The organism is Thermosipho globiformans (genome assembly GCF_003990895.1).
Taxonomy (GTDB): Bacteria; Thermotogota; Thermotogae; order Thermotogales; family Fervidobacteriaceae; genus Thermosipho; species Thermosipho japonicus.
The window spans coordinates 16,887-34,601 of the sequence record NZ_BHXD01000007.1 but is presented as its reverse complement, the minus strand read 5'-3'; the positions used below and the strand labels follow the sequence as shown (position 1 = coordinate 34,601).

Sequence of the window (17,715 nt, the reverse complement as noted above, 5' to 3'; positions counted from 1 at the left end):
TATGATAATAGATGATGTCCTTATTGTGGATCCTATTGATGGAGAATTTACTGGAAGTGTTGAGTTTGAAGATAAAATATTGAGTATAAGAAGATACGATTGTACTCCTAAATACGTTTTAATGCCCGGGTTTGCTGATACACATACACACGGATTCATGGGAATAGATTGTATGCAGAGTACAAAAGAAGAATTTAAACAATGGGCAGATCTTGTTGAAAAAGAAGGTGTTACCTATCTTTTTCCAACTACGGTTTCTTCTGATTTGAAAAAGTTAAAAGAGATTATTGATACTTTTTCCTCAGCAAAGCATTCTTCACTATTTTATTTACATCTTGAAGGGCCATTTATAAATAAAGAGAAGTCTGGTGCTCAGAATAAAGAGTATATCACTGATTTTAATGGAAAAATTATAGATCTTGAAAAAGTAAAAATTATGACAGTTGCACCGGAAATTAAAGGATTTTTTGAACTTTTGAAAATACTAAAAGAAAATAAAGTAGCAGCATCTATAGGGCATTCAAGTGCAACATTTGATATTTTCAAGAAAGCGTATGAGGCTGGAGTAAATAGAATAACGCATTTTCCAAATGCTTTACCACAACTTCATCACAGAGAAATAGGTGTTGTTGGTGGCGTGTTTCTTTATAAACCATTTGTTGAGATTATTCCGGATTTAATACATCTTTCAAAAGATTTCTTAAGACTTGTATATAAATTGCTTGGGCCTGATAGGATAATTCTTGTAACAGATAGTATTTCTGCAACAGGTTTAAAGGATGGATTATATGACCTTGGTGGGTTATTGGTTAAAGTCAAGGATGGCATAGCAAGGCTTGAAGACGGTACGCTTGCTGGGAGTACTTTAAAATTTAGTGATGGGTTGAGAAACTTTAAAAAAGTTACTAATTGTTCATTAAAGGATTTATCAAAAGTATCTTCTTATAACGCTTTAAAGAGCATAGGTATAGATGGTGGAAGAATAAAGGAAGGATATCCTGCAAAATTTGTGCTTTTAAATCAAGATTTGCAGATAATCAAAGTTTATAGCTAGAAGTCTAAGTTGATAAAGGTGAAAATTGGTGGTATAATGCATACAGAAAATTGAATATAATGTTAACACCTTGGGTACCAAAGCGGTTTAAAAGGGAACGCCGGTGAAAGGCCGGGGCTGCCCAGCAACCGTAACCGGGGACGAAATCCACAGGATGCCACTGGGAGTATTTCCTGGGAAGGCGTGGAGAGTAGGTTGATCCGGGAGCCGGGAGACCTGCCTAAGGTGTAGCAATTCCACAAAAGCTAGGGGCTTTTTGTGGAAATTTTTGTTTAGATATATTCAAAAGGGGGGATTTTGTGGATTTAAAACAAAAGGTTATTGATAGGCTAAATAATTTAACAAAACCGGTTAGAAGTCTTGGATATCTAGAAGACATTGCACTAAAGATGGCACTTATTCAAAACAAAGAAATTCCAGAATTGTTTAATAACAAGAGAGTATATGTCTTTGCATCGGATCATGGTGTTGTAGAAAATGGAGTTTCTGCATATCCTAAGGATGTTACTTATCAAATGGTTTTTAACTTTTTAAATGGTGGTGCCGCAATAAATGTCTTTTCAAGACATGTTGGTGCAAAGGTTTATGTAGTTGATGCAGGTGTTGATTATGATTTTCAAGATAACCCTTCCTTGATAAAAATGAAGGTCGGTTACGGTACAAAAGATTTTACGAAAGGCCCTGCAATGAGTAGAGATGAAGCAGAAAAGTGTATTGAATTTGGTAAAAAAATAGCAAGAGAGGCAATAGAGGCAGGAGCAGACCTTCTTGCTGTGGGAGATATGGGGATAGGAAACACCACAACAGCTTCAGCGATTGCTGTTGCATTTGGATACAGTATCGACGATATTATTGATATTGGAACACCACTTGATAGCCAAGGAATTAAAAGGAAAAAAGAGGCAATATTAAGAGCAATTGAAGTTAACAAACCTGATCCAAAAGATCCAATAGATGTTCTTTCAAAGGTTGGAGGATACTGTATAGGTGAAATGGCAGGATTCATACTTGAGGCAGCCCATTCTAAAGTTCCTGTCGTAATTGATGGTTTTCCTACCACTTCAGCATTTTTAATTTCCTATTATCTAGACAAAGATGTTATAAATTATGCATTTAGTGGGCATAAATCCTATGTGAAAGGACACAAAGTTATATTGGATTCTTTAAATCTGCGTCCTATTCTTGATCTTGATATGAGACTTGGAGAAGGAACAGGAGCGGTTCTTTCAATGCCAATTATAGAGGCAGCTATAAAGATGATAAGGGAGATGGCTACCTTTGATTCGGCCAATGTTTCAAAGGGAATCGACCAGAATTTGGAGGATGTAAAATGAAGGGTATATTATTGATTGCTCATGGTAGTAGAGTTCAAGAGACAAAAGAGGTTGCATACGGATATTTTGAAGACTTACAAAAAAAATACAAAAACTGCAAACTAGGTTTTATGGAATTTAACGAGCCAAGTATTGAAGATGCTGTAAAGGAATTTTTGAAAGAAAAAGTAGAAGAAATAGTTGTTCTTCCACTTTTCTTATTTGAAGGAATGCATATAAAAAAAGATATTCCAGAAATTTTAGAAAAATATCCAATAAAGTTCAAGATATTAAAACCTATTTTATACGATAAAAGGGTTTCAGATATTCTTTTTGAAAGGATTGAAAAAAGTGAAGTATACTGATCCTTTTGAAATAGAGAAAAAGAGTTTTTTAATTATAAGAAAAAATTTGAAAAAAGAACATAAACAAGGTTACTTAGATATTGTAACAAGGGTGATCCATGCAACTGCCGATTTTGAATTCGAAGAACTCTTAAGATTTAAAAATGATCCTATATCAGTTTTTAAAGAAACTGTGACAAACGGTGCCAATATAGTAGTTGATACAAAGATGATTAAGGCTGGAATCAGTAAAAAATTCTTGGAAAAGTATAACGTAAAAGTGAAATGCTACATAGATGATGAGGATGTAATAAATCAAGCAAAAATATCCAATTGTACACGTTCAATTCTTGCGATGAAAAAGGCAATTGAGGAGAAAAATAACGATATTTTTGTAATTGGAAATGCACCAACTGCATTATTTACTCTTTGCTCATATATTGAAAATTCATCATTTTTACCAAAACTAGTTATAGGTGTTCCTGTAGGTTTTGTTGGAGCACAAGAGTCGAAAGAAGTTTTAAATTTGCTTGATGTACCTTCTATTACTACAAAAGGTAGAAAAGGCGGAAGTACAGTAGCAGTTGCAATTGTTAATGCCCTCTTTAGATTGTTGGAGGAGTAAGATGAAAAAGGAATTAAGGTATGGCTACACAACAGGTTCTTGCGCAACTGCAGCAGCAAAAGCAGCAACTTACATGCTCTATAACGATGAAATTTTAAAGAGTGTAAAAATAGTTCTTCCAATTGGAAAAGAGATAGAGCTCGATATTTTTTACATAGAAAGAAAAGAAGGTGAAGTTATTTGTGGGGTAAGAAAAGATGCAGGTGATGATCCAGACGTTACCCACAACATGATAATCTATGCAAAAGCAGAAAAATCGAAAGAGTTTTTAATAACCGGGGGAGAGGGGATAGGGATAGTTACAAAGAAAGGTCTTCCACTACAAGTAGGAGATTATGCAATAAATCCTGTTCCAAGAAAGATGATAGAAAATGAAGTAAAAAAGGTTTTACCAGAAGGAGAAAATGTAAAAATTACAATTTTTGCACCAGAAGGGAAGTACATTGCCAAAAGAACGCTTAATCCCAAACTTGGAATAATTGGAGGTATTTCAATACTTGGTACTACCGGCATAGTAGAGCCGTTGTCAGATGAGGCGTATAAAAAAACAATAGATCTTGAAATTTCAATGGCAAGCAGTGAAAGTAATGAAATTTGTCTTGTATTTGGAAATTATGGAAAAAATTTTACAACTCTTTCTTCTAAGATGCCACTTGTTACTATGGGAAATTATGTTGGTTTTGCTCTTGAATCTGCGTGCAAACATAAAATAAAAAAAGTATATCTAGTGGGTCAGATTGGAAAAATGATAAAGATAGCGGGTGGAATTTTCAATACATATAGTCGTATTGCAGATGCAAGAAATGAAATTTTTACAGCTTATCTTTCATTGTATGGACTTGATAAAGGCATCCTCGAAAAAGTTATGAATGCAAACACAACTGAAGAAATACTAGATTTGATAGAAGGAAAAGTTGGAAAAGATTTTTTTGAAAATCTTGCATTAAGGATCAAAGAAAAATGTATTCAATACGTAAAAGGTTGTCTTGAGGTAGAAGTTGAGATATTTTCTCTAAAAAAAGGGCATCTTGCAAAGACCTGGAGTGATTTTAAATGATAACAGTAGTTGGAGTTGGACCTGGCAATCCAAAACTTTTAACTTCTTATGCTCTTGAAAAAATTAAAGAAGCAAAAGTGCTGGTAGGCGGTAAAAGATTGCTTGAACAATTTGATACAAAGGCAAAAAAAATACCGTATGGTAAAAATTTTGATTTGAAAAATATTGATAAATTGGGAGATAGTATAGTAGTTCTTGCCTCTGGTGATCCACTTTTATATGGAATAGCTAACACGTTACTTAAAAACTTTAGAGAAAAAGTAGAAATTATCCCCGGGATTAGTTGTGTTCAATACATGGCATCTAAATTAAAAGTATCTCTTAATGATGCAAAAGTTGTGAGCTTTCATGGAAGAAAAGAAAAGTTAGAGGAAATATTAAACTACAAAAAGATATTTATTTTTACTGATAAGGTAAACACACCGCAAAAGATAGCAAAAGATTTGAGAAAAGCAAGTTGTACAGATTACGTAATCTTTGTAGGAGAAAATCTTTCGTACGAAAATGAAAAGATTTATAGATTTACTTTGAGAGAACTTGCAGAGTATGAATATGAATTTGGAATAAACCTTGTTCTTCTTTTAGGGGAGTAGATCTTATGTATTTTGAAGATGAATTTTTTTTGCATGAAAATACACCTATTACTAAATCTGAAATAAGGGCAATTGTGTATTCAAAGCTTAACTTGAATAAAAAAGATATATTGTGGGACATAGGTGCGGGAAGTGGAGCAGTTTCAATAGAAGCATCCTTTTTGTGCAAGAAGGTTTTTGCTATTGAAAAAAATTTAGAGAGGGTAAAGACAATAAACGAAAATATAAAGCGGACAAATGCAAAAAATATTGATGTAATTTTTGGAGAAGCCCCACAAGTTCTTGAAACTCTTTCCTCTCCAACAAAGGTATTTATAGGTGGAAGTGAAGATAAGACGCTTGAAATATTAACGGCTGTAGAAAGAAGAATTTTAAATGGTGGAATAATCGTGGCAACTTCTATTACTCTTGAAACATTGTATACGATTGATAATTTTTATAAAGAGCAGAAGAAAGAAATAATACAGGTTGGAATAACAAAATTAAGCTTACATAAAAAAAGAATGTTTTTAGCAAGAAACCCGATATTTATAATTACCGTTTGGAGGTGAATTTTTATACTATTTGGAGTGGGAATTTTCCCAGAAGATAATATCACATTGGCGGCTATTGAGGCACTTAAAAGTTCTGATTATATATTTTGCCCAAGAACGGAAAGCGGGTCAATTGCCGCAGAGCTGGTTAAGAAATACATTCAAAAAGATATAGAGTTTATTGATTTTCCAATGAGGAAAGACATAAAAATAGATCTTTCAAAAATTTTAAAGCCACTTTTAGAAAATAAAGATGTTTCTTTTGTATCAATCGGTGATCCTCTTTTTTATAGCACATTTCTCCAAATAATGGATGCTGTAAAAAATTACGGAATAAAGGTAAAAGTGTTTCCAACGATTACTTCTTTTTCTTTTGCAGCATCAAAGATTAATTTGCCAATTGCGTTAAAAGACGAAGGTATTTCAGTTGTTCCAGGAACTAATTTGAAACTTTTAGAAAAAGCAGTTAACATCTTTGACAATATAGTGGTTATAAAGCCCAACAGAAATTTTTTGGAAATATTGGAGATCTTAAAAGACAATGGTTTTAAAGTGTACATCTTTGAAAATCTTGGCTTTGAAAATGAAAGGGTATTTGTAGAAGATTTTCCTGAAGGTATTGGGTATCTTTCGATAATTCTTGCAAAGCGAGGGGTAAAATAAATGGTTTATTTTATTGGAGCAGGCCCAGGTGATCCGGAGCTTTTAACTTTAAAAGGATATAAGATATTAAAAAATTGTCAGGTGATTATTTATGCAGGATCTCTTGTAAATCCAGAGATATTAAACTTTGCAGATAAAAATGCAAAAGTATATGATAGCTCGAAGATGACGCTGAAAGAAATATTAGAAGTTATAAGGCGATATAAAGATAAAGATATAGCAAGGCTTCATACTGGTGATCCATCGCTGTTTGGAGCAATAAATGAGCAGATAGAGCTTTTGGAAAAAGAAGGTATACCATACGAAATCATTCCTGGAGTAAGTTCGATATTTGCCGGTGCTGCAAGCTTAAAAAGAGAACTTACAGTTCCTGAAATTACCCAAACAGTCATTATTACAAGGTATGGTAAGAGAACATATGTTCCAGAAGATCTAGAAAAACTTTCAAAACACAATGCAACCTTGGTTTTGTTTTTAAGTGTAAAATACCTGAAAGAGATTGTTGATATTTTAAAGAGGAATTATCCAAATAATACACCAATTTCAATTGTGTACAAGGCAAGCTGGAAAGATGAAAAGATCGTAAGTGGAACACTTGAAGATATTGTTGAAAAAGCCGGTGGTATTGAAAGTACAGCGTTGATATATGTGGGGCGTTTCTTGGAAGATATTAAGACAAGATCGAAATTATATGATAAAGCATTTTCTCATATGTATAGAAGGTCAGAATATGAAGATAGCAATTCTTTCGATAACTAAAAACGGTGCAGAGCTTTCCAAAAAACTTTTTAATTCTATAGAATGTGATGTATATGTAAAGGAAGATTTTAAATTTAACGGAGCAAAAATTATAAATTTTCCTTTGAAAAGGTTTGTAAAGAAAATTTTTAATATGTACGATGCTCTTGTATTTATCATGGCAACAGGTATCGTTGTAAGGGTTATAGCAGATTGTTTGAAAAACAAATTTGAAGATCCAGCAGTAGTTGTAATAGATGAAAAAGGAAAATTTGTTATAAGTCTCCTATCTGGACACGTTGGTGGGGCAAATGAACTTGCAAAGAAGCTTTCGAAAATTTTAAACGCTGTACCTGTAATAACTACTGCATCAGATGTAAATGAAATTGAGTCAATTGATATGATAGCCAAAAGGTATGGTTTTGAAATAGAAAGGCGCGAAGATCTATCGAAGGTTAGTGCAGCTATAGTAAACAAAGCACCTGTTGATTTCATAGTAGATCCTGAGCTTGACATAGAGATTGAAAGTAAGAGCTACAATGATTCAGCAGCCCAGGTTTATATTACAAACAAAGTTGTTTTTTCTAAAAAACCACATGTAATATTAAGGCCAAAAAATCTAGTATTAGGCATAGGTTGCAAGAAGAATATAGAATTTAAAAAGCTTTTGCAATTTGTTGAAAACTCGCTTGTATTTTCAAATTTGTCAAAAAATAGCATTAGAGCAATTGCAACTATTGAATTAAAAAAGAAAGAAGATGCACTGCTAAAGCTTTCAGAGTATTTAAATGTACCGCTTAAGATTTATTCGGTTGAGGATATTAAAAAGGTTGAAAGTTTGTTTGAAAGCTCAGAGTTTGTAAAAAGAGTGATTGGTGTGGGGGCTGTTGCAAAGCCAGTTGGGTATCTTGAAAGTAATATGGGGAAAGAGTTATTTTATTCAAAAAAAGATGGAATGGTACTTTCAATTTATCAGGATAGGTGATATGTGATGATAAAACTTGTAGGAATTGGACCTGGTGATTTGCAGTATTTAACGTTTAGGGCAAAGGATGCGTTAGAAAAATGTGATGTGGTAATTGGCTATGAAAAATATGTAGAGCAAATTAAAGAGTTAATAAAATCAAAAGTTATATACAAATACAAAATGGGGCAAGAAGAGGAAAGATGTAAAAGGGCAGTGGAGTTATCAAAGGAAGGAAAAGATGTCTGTCTTGTCTGTGGGGGAGATCCTGGTATTTACAGCCTTTCGAGTATAATTTTAAATTTAACGGATGATGTTGAAATTATTCCTGGTATTTCTGCTTTAAATGCCTGTGCTAGTATTTTGGGATCGCCTTTAAGCAATGATTTTGTTGTCTTGAGCTTTTCAGATTATAACGTGGATATTTCAGAGATAAAGAAAAGAGTTGAACTTGCTTGCAAGGCAGATTTTGTGATGGTTATATATAACCCCATAAGCAAGGTTAGATTGGAAAAGACAAAAGAAATATTTCAGGTTATTATGGATAACAAGCCAGCTAAAACAAAAGTTGCATTAGTAAAAAATTGCTACAGGACAGATTTTAGTATGAGAATAATAAAGCTTTCTCAAATATTTGAAAACATCGATTTTATAGACATGAATACGACAATAATAGTTGGAAACAAATATACATACGAAAATTTTGGAAAATTAATTACACCAAGGTGGTACAAATGATACTTGTTTTATCTGGAACAAGTGTAGGAAGAAAAGTCGCAGAAACACTATCAAGAAAATATAAAGTGCTAGTTTCTACAAAAACAGAGTATGGAAAAAAATTAATAAATGAAAATGAAAATTTAAAGACTGTATATGGAGAACTTGATAGTGAAAGTCTAAAGAGTTTAATTTTGAAAAACAATATCAAAGTTATAGTCGATGCAACTCATCCTTTTGCAACTGTTATTAGTAAAATAGCCTTTTTAGTTTCAAAGGAACTAAATGTGGGTTATATAAGGTACTTAGAGGAAGAAGAGAAAGTTTTATATGAAAATGCAGTATATGTAGAAAATCATAATCAGGCAAAAGAAAAATGCTATGATTTTGACAATATTTTCTTAACCATTGGGACTAAGAATTTGGGAGTGTATAAGGATTTGATTGATTCAAAGAATGTTTTTGTAAGGGTTCTTCCTACGGTTGAATCTATAAAGGTTTGTGAAGATTTAAATATTTTTCCCAAAAATATAATAGCCATGCAAGGACCGTTTTCTAAGGAGCTTAATCATATTTTGTTTAAAGAAACAAAGGCCCAGGTAGTTATTACAAAGGAGAGTAATCTCTTTGAAAAGGTAGAAGCTGCAAAACAACTAGGAATACATTTGATTATTGTTAAAAGACCTAAAGAAGTTAGTGGGAAAAAGGTAAGAAGCATAGACGAGCTATTGAGGGTGATAAAGGATGTTGAGTGATCTAAAAATGATAGGTATTGGGAGAAATGCTCCTCTTTACATTTTGGAAAAGTTTGATTTTGACGAAAAGGAAATTATTGAGCTTTTAAAAAGTAAAGTAGATGAAGTTGCCGTGCTTAAAACGTGCCATAGAAGAGAGATATATTTTGTTGGAGATTTAAAAAAACTACCTTTTGATTTAGATGAAAATGTAGAGGGATATTTGATACAAAGAACGGGGCTTGATGTTGTAAGACATCTATTTAAAGTTTCATCAGGGCTTGATTCCATGGTTCTTGGAGAGCATCAAATTCTTTCACAAGTAAAGAATACGTACAAAAATTATTGTGAAGGAAAATTGTTGAAACGAATATTTAATGAAGCAATTTCAGTTGGAAAAGAGGTTAGGGAAAAAACTGGGGTTTCAAAATTTCCACTTTCAATAAGTTATATTGCTGTAAAGTTGATTGAGGAACTGAGAGGAAAAATTTCAGAAAAAGACATTTTTGTGATAGGTACAGGCCAAATGGGGCAAAAGGTTGTTAAATACCTTGTTGATAAAAATGCAAATATATATATATCTAACAGAACAAAGTCCAAAGCGTTAGAAATTAAAAATAAATATCCGGGAGTACATTTGGTTGATTTTTCAAAAAAGTATGAATTTATTTCAAAAAGTGATGTTGTAATTAGTGCTACTAATGCTCCACACTATGTTGTTGAAAAAGAAAAAGTTAATTCAAGAAAGAAAATATTATTTATTGATCTTTCAATGCCAAGAAATATAGATCCAAAGCTTTCAAAATTGCATGATCTATACACCCTTGATGATCTACAAAAGATATCTGAAAAGTATAGGTTATTAAGAAAAGAAAAGATAGATATAATGCAAAAAATTTTGGAGCAAAGAATTGAGAAATTTTTGAATTGGTATTATTCAAGAAATTTGAAAGAAAAGATAGAAGATGTAATAAAGATGAGAGACATTGTTGTGGAAGAAGAGTTTTTAAGACTAGTTAACAAAGTGGGGAATGAAGAAAATATTGAAAAGATAAAGGAAAGTCTTAGAAGATGTGCAAATAGAATGGCAAGTTATCATATCCAGTATTTAAAGGGTGAAAAGTTATGAAAATAAAGGTTGGAACACGTGGAAGCAAACTAGCTTTAATACAAACTAATATGGTTGTTGAAAAGTTAAAAAGTAAGTTATCGAATGTTTCATTTGAAGTTATACCAATCAAAACAAAGGGGGATATTGTAAAAAAGCCAGTTGAGAAAATAGGAGGAAAAGGAGTTTTTGTAAGTGATATTGAAAAGCTTCTTTTAAATGGTGAAATTGATATTGCAATTCATAGTATGAAGGATATGCCAAGTAAGATTCCGGATGGACTGTATCTAACTTCAGTATTAAAAAGAGAAGATGCAAGGGATGTGTTTGTTGGAGAAAAGGATTTTTTTTCGTTAGAAAGTGGTGCAAAAGTTGGTACTTCAAGTAAAAGACGTATGCTTCAATTAAGTATTTTAAGACCCGATATTGAAATAGTACCCATTCGTGGAAACGTTGATACAAGGCTAAAAAGAGTCGGTGAGCTTGATGGAATTGTACTTGCTGCAGCGGGATTAAAAAGACTTGGGCTTGAGAAAAAAATTACTAATTATTTTTCGATAGAACAAGTTGTTCCAGCACCGTGTCAAGGAATTTTAGCACTTGAATTTACATCTAAGTTTTTACCTTTATTTGAAAAGGTAAAAGATGAAATTGTAGATTCTGATACAGAATATGTTTCAAAAATAGAAAGGAAAGTTCTTTCTATATCAGGTTTTGATTGTAACACGCCGTTTGGTTTTTACTGTGAAAAAAATGATGATCAATTGATTTTTGACATATTTAAAAATGAGAAAAGAGAAAGACTGGTAGTTGATAAAGATAGAGCATACGAAGTGTTAGGGGAGATAAGATGGCAGTAGTTTATCTTGTTGGTGCAGGACCTGGAGATTTGAAATTAATAACTTTAAAGGGGCTAGAAGTCTTAAAAGAGGCTGATTGTGTGGTTTATGATCAACTGATAAATCCTAATCTTTTAAATTTTACAAAAGATGATGCAAAGCTTATATATGTTGGTAAAGTTGCAGGAAATCATTCCAAAACTCAGGAGCAGATAAACAAAATTTTAGAGGATGAAGCAAGAAAGGCAAGTATAGTTGTTAGGTTAAAGGGTGGAGATCCATTTGTATTTGGAAGAGGCGGGGAGGAATTTGACTATTTAACGCAAAGAGGAATTAAAGTAGAAATAATTCCAGGTATAACTTCAGCAGTTGCAGCACCAGCTTACGCAGGTATACCTGTTACACAAAGGGGTATTTCTTCACACTTTCATGTTTATACAGGACATAGCAAAAATACAAAAATTTACGAAGATAGTGGCACCACAGTGTTTCTAATGGTTTCAAAAAACATAGATTTTGTAAAAGAAAAACTCCTTGAAAAGTTTTTACCTGACACACCTTGTGCGGTTATAAATAATGGGACGACAAATCTACAAAAAACTTATCTGACATCGATTAAGGATCTTAACGAAAAGTTATTTGAATCACCTTCGCTTTTGGTTGTTGGCGATGTGGTAAAGAAGAGAAAAAATTGGTTTGAAGATGGGAAGTTATTTGGAAAGAAAATATTAATTACAACTCAGTATAGTAAGGATTTTGAAATTTTAGAAAAAAGTGGTGCACAACTTTATTTTGTTCCAACCTTTTATATTAAAGAAAATGTAGAAAAACTTGAATATCTTGCAAAAAATTTGGGTAAATATGAGACATTGATATTTACAAGTAAAAACGGTGTGCGGTTGTTTTTAAAGTGGCTAAAGAAATTCAGAATTGACTTAAGAAGTTTAAAAGCAGAGATAGCAGTAATTGGTGAAAAGACTGCAAAAGAATTTGAAAAAGTTGGTATATTTGCTGATATTATTCCAGAAAAAGAACTTTCTGAGAAATTATTTGAAATGATTGATAAAACAAAAAAGGCAGCATATATAACGTCGAATTTGGGAAAGGATATAAATGAGGAAAACATAGAAAAGATTGAGGTTTATCAAACAATTGAGAACTATAGAATGAATAGTATTTTAAACGAAGTACTGAAAAAGGAAATGGATTATGTTGTTTTTACAAGCCCATCATCATTTTTATTCTTTCTTAAAATGGCAAAACTTAATAAAGAAAAGATATGCGCGATTGGTCCTGTCACTAAAAAGTGCATAGAAGATCATGGATACAAAGTTGAAATAATGCCACAAAAATACACTTATGAAGAACTTTGCAAGGAAATATTGAAAAAGGGGGATAGATCTTGATAAAGAGGCCGAGAAGATTGAGAAAAAATGAAATTATACGCAGTCTTGTAAGAGAGTATAAGGTTTGTGTGGATGATCTAGTTTATCCTCTATTCATTAAAGATGGTTACAAGTTAAAAGAGGAAATAGATTCGATGCCAGGTGTTTTTAGATATTCTATTGATACAGCAATTGAAGAGATAAAAGAAGCAAGATCATATGGTATAAAAAGTTTTATACTCTTTGGAGTGCCAGAGGAAAAGAGTTTAGAGTGTGCATTTTCCGGGATAATTCCAAAGGCACTTAGGCAAATAAAAAGAGAAATTGAGGATATTATATTGATTGCAGATGTTTGTATGTGTGGATATACAAAAGAAGGTCATTGTGGACTTGTAAAAGATGGTGTGATTTTAAACGATGAGAGTTTGACTATACTGGCTGATATTGCACTGAATTATGCAGAAGCTGGAGCTGACATTGTAGCACCATCTGATATGATGGATGGAAGAGTTTATGAAATTAGAAAAAAGCTTGATGAACATAAATTTACAGATACTCTTATAATGTCCTACAGTGTAAAATACGCATCTTCTTTTTATGGTCCATTCAGGGATGCGGCTCACTCTGCACCATCCTTTGGAGATAGAAAAACCTACCAGATGGATTATGCAAACAAAAGAGAAGCTTTAAGGGAAATAGAGCTTGATATTGAAGAAGGTGCAGATATAGTAATGGTAAAACCTGCACTTTCTTATCTAGATATAATACATCTTGCAAAAGAACAGTTTAATCTTCCAGTTGCAGCATACAATGTGAGTGGAGAATATTCGATGGTAAAGGCTGCATCAAAGATGGGATGGATAAATGAAAAAGATATAGTGATGGAGATTTTAACTAGTATGAAGAGGGCAGGAGCGGATATAATCATAACTTATCATGCAAAGGATGTTGCAAGATGGATTACTTGCCAGTAATTTTAAACATAACAGGTAAGAGATGCTTGATTGTAGGTGGAGGAAAGGTTGCAGCAAGAAAAATAAAATATCTTCTTGGAAGAGTTGAAATAACAGTAATTTCAAAGGATTTTTGTAGAGAGATAAAAGAGATGGAAGGTATAAAGCTTGTGAGAAAAGCATATGAATCTTCAGATTTAGATGGCTTTGACATAGTTATTGCTGCAACAAATGATGAGAAAACAAATAAGCAAATTTTTCTAGATGCAAGAAATAAAAATATTCTTGTAAATAATGCAACAAGTAAAGAATATTGTGACTTTTTAATGCCAGCTTTTTTCAAATACAAAAACTTTATAGTTTCAATTTCAAGCTTTGGGAATTCTCCAAAAGGATCAAAAAGTTTAAAAGAAAAGATAAAAAAATATTTGGAGGGGTTGGATGTTTGAGGTAGCAAAAAAATATATGCCAGGTGGCGTAAACAGTCCAGTGAGGGCGTTTAAATCTGTGGAAATGGAACCAATTTTTGTTAAGAGTGCTAAAAAAAGTAAATTGATAGACATAAATAACAAAGAGTACATAGATTACATACAATCCTGGGGTGCGCTTATTTTAGGTCATGCACACGAAAAAGTTGTTGAAGAAATAAAAAAACAAGCAGAGCTAGGAACCAGTTATGGGTTATGTCATGAACTTGAAGTAGAAATGGCAAGATTAATTGTAAAGCATATTCCATCTATTGAAATGGTACGAATGGTGAATTCTGGAACAGAAGCAGTTATGAGTGCTATAAGGCTTGCAAGGGCGTATACGAATCGAGAACTCATAGTAAAGTTTGAGGGATGTTATCACGGACATTCAGATGGACTTTTAGTAAAAGCAGGATCTGGTGCATTGACATTTGGGACTCCAAGCTCAAAAGGTGTTACTGAGAAGATAGTTTCAAATACGTTAGTTGCAAGGTACAACGATATAGAAAGTGTAAAAGAATTATTTGATAAATACGGAGAAGATATAGCATGCGTTATTGTTGAACCTGTTGCAGGGAATATGGGAGTTGTACTTCCAAAGCAAGGATTTTTAGAAGGTCTTAGGGAGATAACCAAAGAATATGGGTCTCTATTGATATTTGATGAGGTTATAACTGGATTTAGAGTATCCATTAATGGGGCACAAGGTTATTACAATGTTCTTCCAGATATTACAACCCTTGGAAAGATTATAGGCGGAGGACTTCCAGTTGGAGCATACGGTGGAAGAAGGGAAATAATGGAGTTAATATCTCCACAAGGGCCAGTTTATCAAGCAGGTACATTATCTGGAAACCCTCTAACACTTGCAGCTGGAATTAAAACTATTAAAATCATTGAAAATGATCCAGATTTTTATTCTAAATTAGACGAATTAGGAAAGTATTTTGAAGAAGGGATTGTCAGTGCATTAAGTGATTTTGATGTTAAGGTTAATAGAATAAAAAGTATGCTTTCTTTCTTTTTTAATAGTCAAGAGGTTGATTCGTATGAAAAGGTAATGAATTCTGATGTTGAAATTTACAAAAAGCTTTTCAAGTATTTGTACGAAAACGGTATTTTATTACCCCCTTCACCTTTTGAAAGTTTATTTATTTCAGCTTCTCATACAAAGGAAGACATAGAAAAAACGGTACATTACTTTGAAAAATTTTCAAAAAAACTTAAGGAGGGAAAGGTATGAGGTTTTTGATGGTTTTATTACTTGTTTTTGTAGTTCCATCATTTGGATTTAGCATGCACATTATGGAGGGTTTTTTGCCACCAGCCCATGCCACTTTCTGGTACATACTTTCTATACCATTTTTTGCATACGGACTTTTTGCTATTAGAAGGATATTAAAAGAAAATCCCAAACAAAAGATGTTACTTGCTTTTGTTGCGGCATTTGCGTTCGTGCTTTCTGCAATGAAAATACCCTCTGTTACAGGAAGTTGTTCACATCCTACTGGTGTAGGCCTTGGTGCGATAATATTTGGTCCTACTACCATGACCGTGCTTGGTGCTATTGTTCTACTGTTCCAGGCTCTTCTTCTAGCTCATGGTGGTATAACAACTCTTGGGGCTAATGTGTTTTCAATGGCAATTGTTGGACCACTTGTAAGTTATTTTGTGTATAAACTAATTATGAAAACAGGTAAAAGAACACTTGCAGTGTTTTTAGCAGCATTTTTGGGGGATTTGTTAACCTATGTAACAACTTCGTTCCAACTTGCATTAGCATTCCCAGATAAGGCATATGGTATGTGGTATTCGTTTGCAAAATTTCTTGGAATTTTTGCTGTAACTCAGGTTCCACTTGCAATAATTGAAGGATTTTTGACCGTTGTAGTTTTAGATATGATTCTAAAATACAACGAGGAGCTTGCTCTTGGAGGTGAAAAATAATGGAAAAAAAGCACATATACATGTTAGTGGTAAGTTTAGTCATAGTAGTAGTTTCTTTGATTATTAACAGTGGTGCTGAATTTGCAGGTGCAGATGGTATGGCAGAAGAGGCAATATCTCAAATTAATCAAGATTATTCGCCATGGTTTTCACCGATTTGGGAGCCACCAAGTGGAGAAATTGAAAGTCTATTATTTTCCTTGCAGGCAGCAATTGGAGCTTTAATAATAGGATACTATTTTGGATTTTTAAAAGGAAAAAGGCAGGTAAAAAATGATAGCAGAAAAAATATCGTACAATAATAGATTTTCAAATGTTCATCCGTTACCTAAAATTTTATTTTCTTTTTCTTTGCTTTTTCTCACTTTTTGGTTTAGCAATCTTGTAAATCTTTTGGTTGTTGTTTCTATATTTTTACTGTGTTTTTTGGGGAAAATTAAGATAACAGATTTTTTGAAATTTTTCCTTGTGATTGTTTTGTTTATTTTTCTTTCAAGTTTAACTCTTTTTTTTGATTTCTCATCTCTTACAATTCATAGAGGTTTAAAGGTTTTTGTTAGAAGTGTTGCAGGAACATCATGTATACTTTTTCTAATATTTACAACTCCAGTTGTTGATATTATTTCTTTTATACATTTTAGAATGTTAAAAGATCTAATATTTCTTATATACCGTGCAATTTATATACTTCTCAAAGTAGTTGAGCAGATGATTACTGCACAAACAGCAAGGTTTGGTTATTCAAGTTTTAGAAATACAATTAACAGTATGAAATACCTTATGTACGGAGCTTTTTCTAGGTCTATTAAATATTCTGAGGAAAGCTATATAGGACTTACAAGTAGGAATTATAACGGTACTATAAGGATCCTGAAGGAATATAGAATAAATATGTATATCTTGATTCTTTTTGTAATTGAAATTGCACTTATTGTTTTGGAGGTTTTTTATGTTAAGGCTTGAAAATGTGTATTTTTCGTATGAATCAAAAAATTACATCCTTGAAGATATAAGTTTAGAGTTTAAAAAGGGTTTAAAAATAGCAATACTTGGCAGGAATGGTTGTGGTAAAACAACTTTGATGCTTTTATGTTCAGGTATTTTGAAACCAAAAAAAGGAAAAGTGTTTATTGATAACGTGGAAGTTAAAAATCCAGGGCTTTTAAAAAAACATGTAGGTATTGTGTTTCAAAATCCAGACACACAGCTATTAGCTGCAAAGGTTTATCAAGATATTTCTTTTGGACTTTTTAATCTAGGCTTTGAAGAAGACATAGTAAAGAAAAAGGTTGAAGAAATTATTAAACGCCTTGGAATAGAACACTTAAAAAATAAGCCAACACAATTTTTGAGTTATGGGCAGAAAAGATTAGTTAGTATTGCAGACATTCTTGTAATGGAGCCAGAATATATCTTTCTAGATGAGCCAGAAGCTTACCTTGATTACAAATCATTTTTGAAGGTCCAAGAAATTATTTCAGAACTTCCAAAGGAAGGAAAAAGTGTTATTATTTCTACTCATGATAGTGATTTTGCCTTTGACTGGGCAGATTATATTTACATTATTGACAACAAAACAGTTGCTTTGCATGGAACACCGGATTATGTATTTTCACAGGTAAAAGTTTTACAAAAGATAGGGTTGAAAGTTCCATATGTAAAAAGATTGGAGGTATAG

22 protein-coding genes and 1 riboswitch are annotated in these 17,715 nt (G+C 32.6%); all 22 genes read left to right on the top strand.

Annotation, left to right across the window (positions count from 1 at the left end; genetic code table 11):
• Nucleotide 1 precedes the first annotated feature (1 nt).
• The 22 genes from nagA to EO083_RS05990 all read left to right on the top strand — a co-directional run bounded on the left by nagA (nucleotide 2) and on the right by EO083_RS05990 (nucleotide 17,715).
• On the top strand, nucleotides 2-1,054 hold the full coding sequence (gene nagA, locus EO083_RS06095; RefSeq protein ID WP_126993287.1) for an N-acetylglucosamine-6-phosphate deacetylase: 1,053 nt from the start codon (nucleotides 2-4) through the stop codon (nucleotides 1,052-1,054).
• A gap of 55 nt (nucleotides 1,055-1,109) precedes the next feature.
• Nucleotides 1,110-1,292, top strand: a riboswitch (cobalamin riboswitch).
• Between the two features lie 61 nt (nucleotides 1,293-1,353).
• A complete protein-coding gene (cobT, locus tag EO083_RS06090; protein ID WP_126993286.1) occupies nucleotides 1,354-2,388 on the top strand; it encodes a nicotinate-nucleotide--dimethylbenzimidazole phosphoribosyltransferase in 1,035 nt (344 codons plus the stop codon).
• Nucleotides 2,385-2,732, top strand: a complete 348-nt coding sequence (locus tag EO083_RS06085) for a sirohydrochlorin chelatase (RefSeq protein ID WP_126993285.1) — start codon at nucleotides 2,385-2,387, stop codon at nucleotides 2,730-2,732. The genes cobT and EO083_RS06085 overlap by 4 nt, the downstream gene beginning before the upstream one ends.
• Complete coding sequence (locus tag EO083_RS06080) at nucleotides 2,719-3,336, top strand: precorrin-8X methylmutase (RefSeq protein ID WP_126993284.1); 618 nt, start codon at nucleotides 2,719-2,721, stop codon at nucleotides 3,334-3,336. The genes EO083_RS06085 and EO083_RS06080 overlap by 14 nt, the downstream gene beginning before the upstream one ends.
• Nucleotide 3,337: 1 nt before the next feature.
• Entirely contained in the window at nucleotides 3,338-4,393 is a 1,056-nt protein-coding gene (gene cbiD / locus EO083_RS06075) for a cobalt-precorrin-5B (C(1))-methyltransferase CbiD (protein WP_126993283.1), read from the top strand.
• Nucleotides 4,390-4,986 carry a precorrin-6y C5,15-methyltransferase (decarboxylating) subunit CbiE gene (gene cbiE / locus EO083_RS06070; RefSeq protein WP_126993282.1) on the top strand — a complete coding sequence of 199 codons (597 nt, stop codon included), beginning with the start codon at nucleotides 4,390-4,392 and terminating at the stop codon, nucleotides 4,984-4,986. Before cbiD ends, cbiE begins: the two co-directional genes overlap by 4 nt.
• Nucleotides 4,987-4,991: 5 nt before the next feature.
• The gene (gene cbiT / locus EO083_RS06065) at nucleotides 4,992-5,537 is read left to right on the top strand and encodes a precorrin-6Y C5,15-methyltransferase (decarboxylating) subunit CbiT (RefSeq protein WP_126993281.1); all 546 of its coding nucleotides are present in this window, start codon (nucleotides 4,992-4,994) and stop codon (nucleotides 5,535-5,537) included.
• Nucleotides 5,538-5,555: 18 nt separating this feature from the next.
• Nucleotides 5,556-6,182: a precorrin-2 C(20)-methyltransferase gene (locus tag EO083_RS06060; protein ID WP_126993280.1), complete on the top strand. Its 627-nt coding sequence runs from the start codon at nucleotides 5,556-5,558 to the stop codon at nucleotides 6,180-6,182.
• Nucleotides 6,183-6,941, top strand: a complete 759-nt coding sequence (gene cobM, locus EO083_RS06055; protein ID WP_126993279.1) for a precorrin-4 C(11)-methyltransferase — start codon at nucleotides 6,183-6,185, stop codon at nucleotides 6,939-6,941. It abuts the gene before it with no gap.
• Nucleotides 6,913-7,905, top strand: a complete 993-nt coding sequence (gene cbiG / locus EO083_RS06050; RefSeq protein WP_126993278.1) for a cobalt-precorrin 5A hydrolase — start codon at nucleotides 6,913-6,915, stop codon at nucleotides 7,903-7,905. The genes cobM and cbiG overlap by 29 nt, the downstream gene beginning before the upstream one ends.
• 6 nt (nucleotides 7,906-7,911) lie before the next feature.
• Nucleotides 7,912-8,622: a precorrin-3B C(17)-methyltransferase gene (cobJ, locus tag EO083_RS06045; protein WP_126993277.1), complete on the top strand. Its 711-nt coding sequence runs from the start codon at nucleotides 7,912-7,914 to the stop codon at nucleotides 8,620-8,622.
• Nucleotides 8,619-9,356, top strand: coding sequence for a precorrin-6A reductase (gene cobK / locus EO083_RS06040; RefSeq protein WP_126993276.1), 738 nt, complete (start codon nucleotides 8,619-8,621; stop codon nucleotides 9,354-9,356). Before cobJ ends, cobK begins: the two co-directional genes overlap by 4 nt.
• Nucleotides 9,346-10,464: a glutamyl-tRNA reductase gene (gene hemA, locus EO083_RS06035; RefSeq protein WP_126993275.1), complete on the top strand. Its 1,119-nt coding sequence runs from the start codon at nucleotides 9,346-9,348 to the stop codon at nucleotides 10,462-10,464. The genes cobK and hemA overlap by 11 nt, the downstream gene beginning before the upstream one ends.
• Complete coding sequence (gene hemC / locus EO083_RS06030) at nucleotides 10,461-11,303, top strand: hydroxymethylbilane synthase (protein WP_126993274.1); 843 nt, start codon at nucleotides 10,461-10,463, stop codon at nucleotides 11,301-11,303. The genes hemA and hemC overlap by 4 nt, the downstream gene beginning before the upstream one ends.
• A complete protein-coding gene (gene cobA / locus EO083_RS06025; RefSeq protein WP_126993273.1) occupies nucleotides 11,294-12,688 on the top strand; it encodes a uroporphyrinogen-III C-methyltransferase in 1,395 nt (464 codons plus the stop codon). Before hemC ends, cobA begins: the two co-directional genes overlap by 10 nt.
• Nucleotides 12,685-13,641 (top strand): porphobilinogen synthase, encoded by a 957-nt coding sequence (hemB, locus tag EO083_RS06020; protein WP_126993272.1) that lies wholly within the window; start codon nucleotides 12,685-12,687, stop codon nucleotides 13,639-13,641. Before cobA ends, hemB begins: the two co-directional genes overlap by 4 nt.
• A complete protein-coding gene (locus EO083_RS06015; RefSeq protein ID WP_126993271.1) occupies nucleotides 13,623-14,069 on the top strand; it encodes a precorrin-2 dehydrogenase/sirohydrochlorin ferrochelatase family protein in 447 nt (148 codons plus the stop codon). Before hemB ends, EO083_RS06015 begins: the two co-directional genes overlap by 19 nt.
• Nucleotides 14,062-15,333 (top strand): glutamate-1-semialdehyde 2,1-aminomutase, encoded by a 1,272-nt coding sequence (hemL, locus tag EO083_RS06010; RefSeq protein WP_126993270.1) that lies wholly within the window; start codon nucleotides 14,062-14,064, stop codon nucleotides 15,331-15,333. Before EO083_RS06015 ends, hemL begins: the two co-directional genes overlap by 8 nt.
• Nucleotides 15,330-16,037: an energy-coupling factor ABC transporter permease gene (locus EO083_RS06005; RefSeq protein ID WP_126993269.1), complete on the top strand. Its 708-nt coding sequence runs from the start codon at nucleotides 15,330-15,332 to the stop codon at nucleotides 16,035-16,037. Before hemL ends, EO083_RS06005 begins: the two co-directional genes overlap by 4 nt.
• A complete protein-coding gene (locus tag EO083_RS06000) occupies nucleotides 16,037-16,339 on the top strand; it encodes an energy-coupling factor ABC transporter substrate-binding protein (RefSeq protein WP_126993268.1) in 303 nt (100 codons plus the stop codon). The genes EO083_RS06005 and EO083_RS06000 overlap by 1 nt, the downstream gene beginning before the upstream one ends.
• A complete protein-coding gene (locus EO083_RS05995) occupies nucleotides 16,311-17,000 on the top strand; it encodes a CbiQ family ECF transporter T component (protein ID WP_126993267.1) in 690 nt (229 codons plus the stop codon). The genes EO083_RS06000 and EO083_RS05995 overlap by 29 nt, the downstream gene beginning before the upstream one ends.
• Entirely contained in the window at nucleotides 16,987-17,715 is a 729-nt protein-coding gene (locus tag EO083_RS05990) for an energy-coupling factor ABC transporter ATP-binding protein (RefSeq protein WP_126993266.1), read from the top strand. Before EO083_RS05995 ends, EO083_RS05990 begins: the two co-directional genes overlap by 14 nt.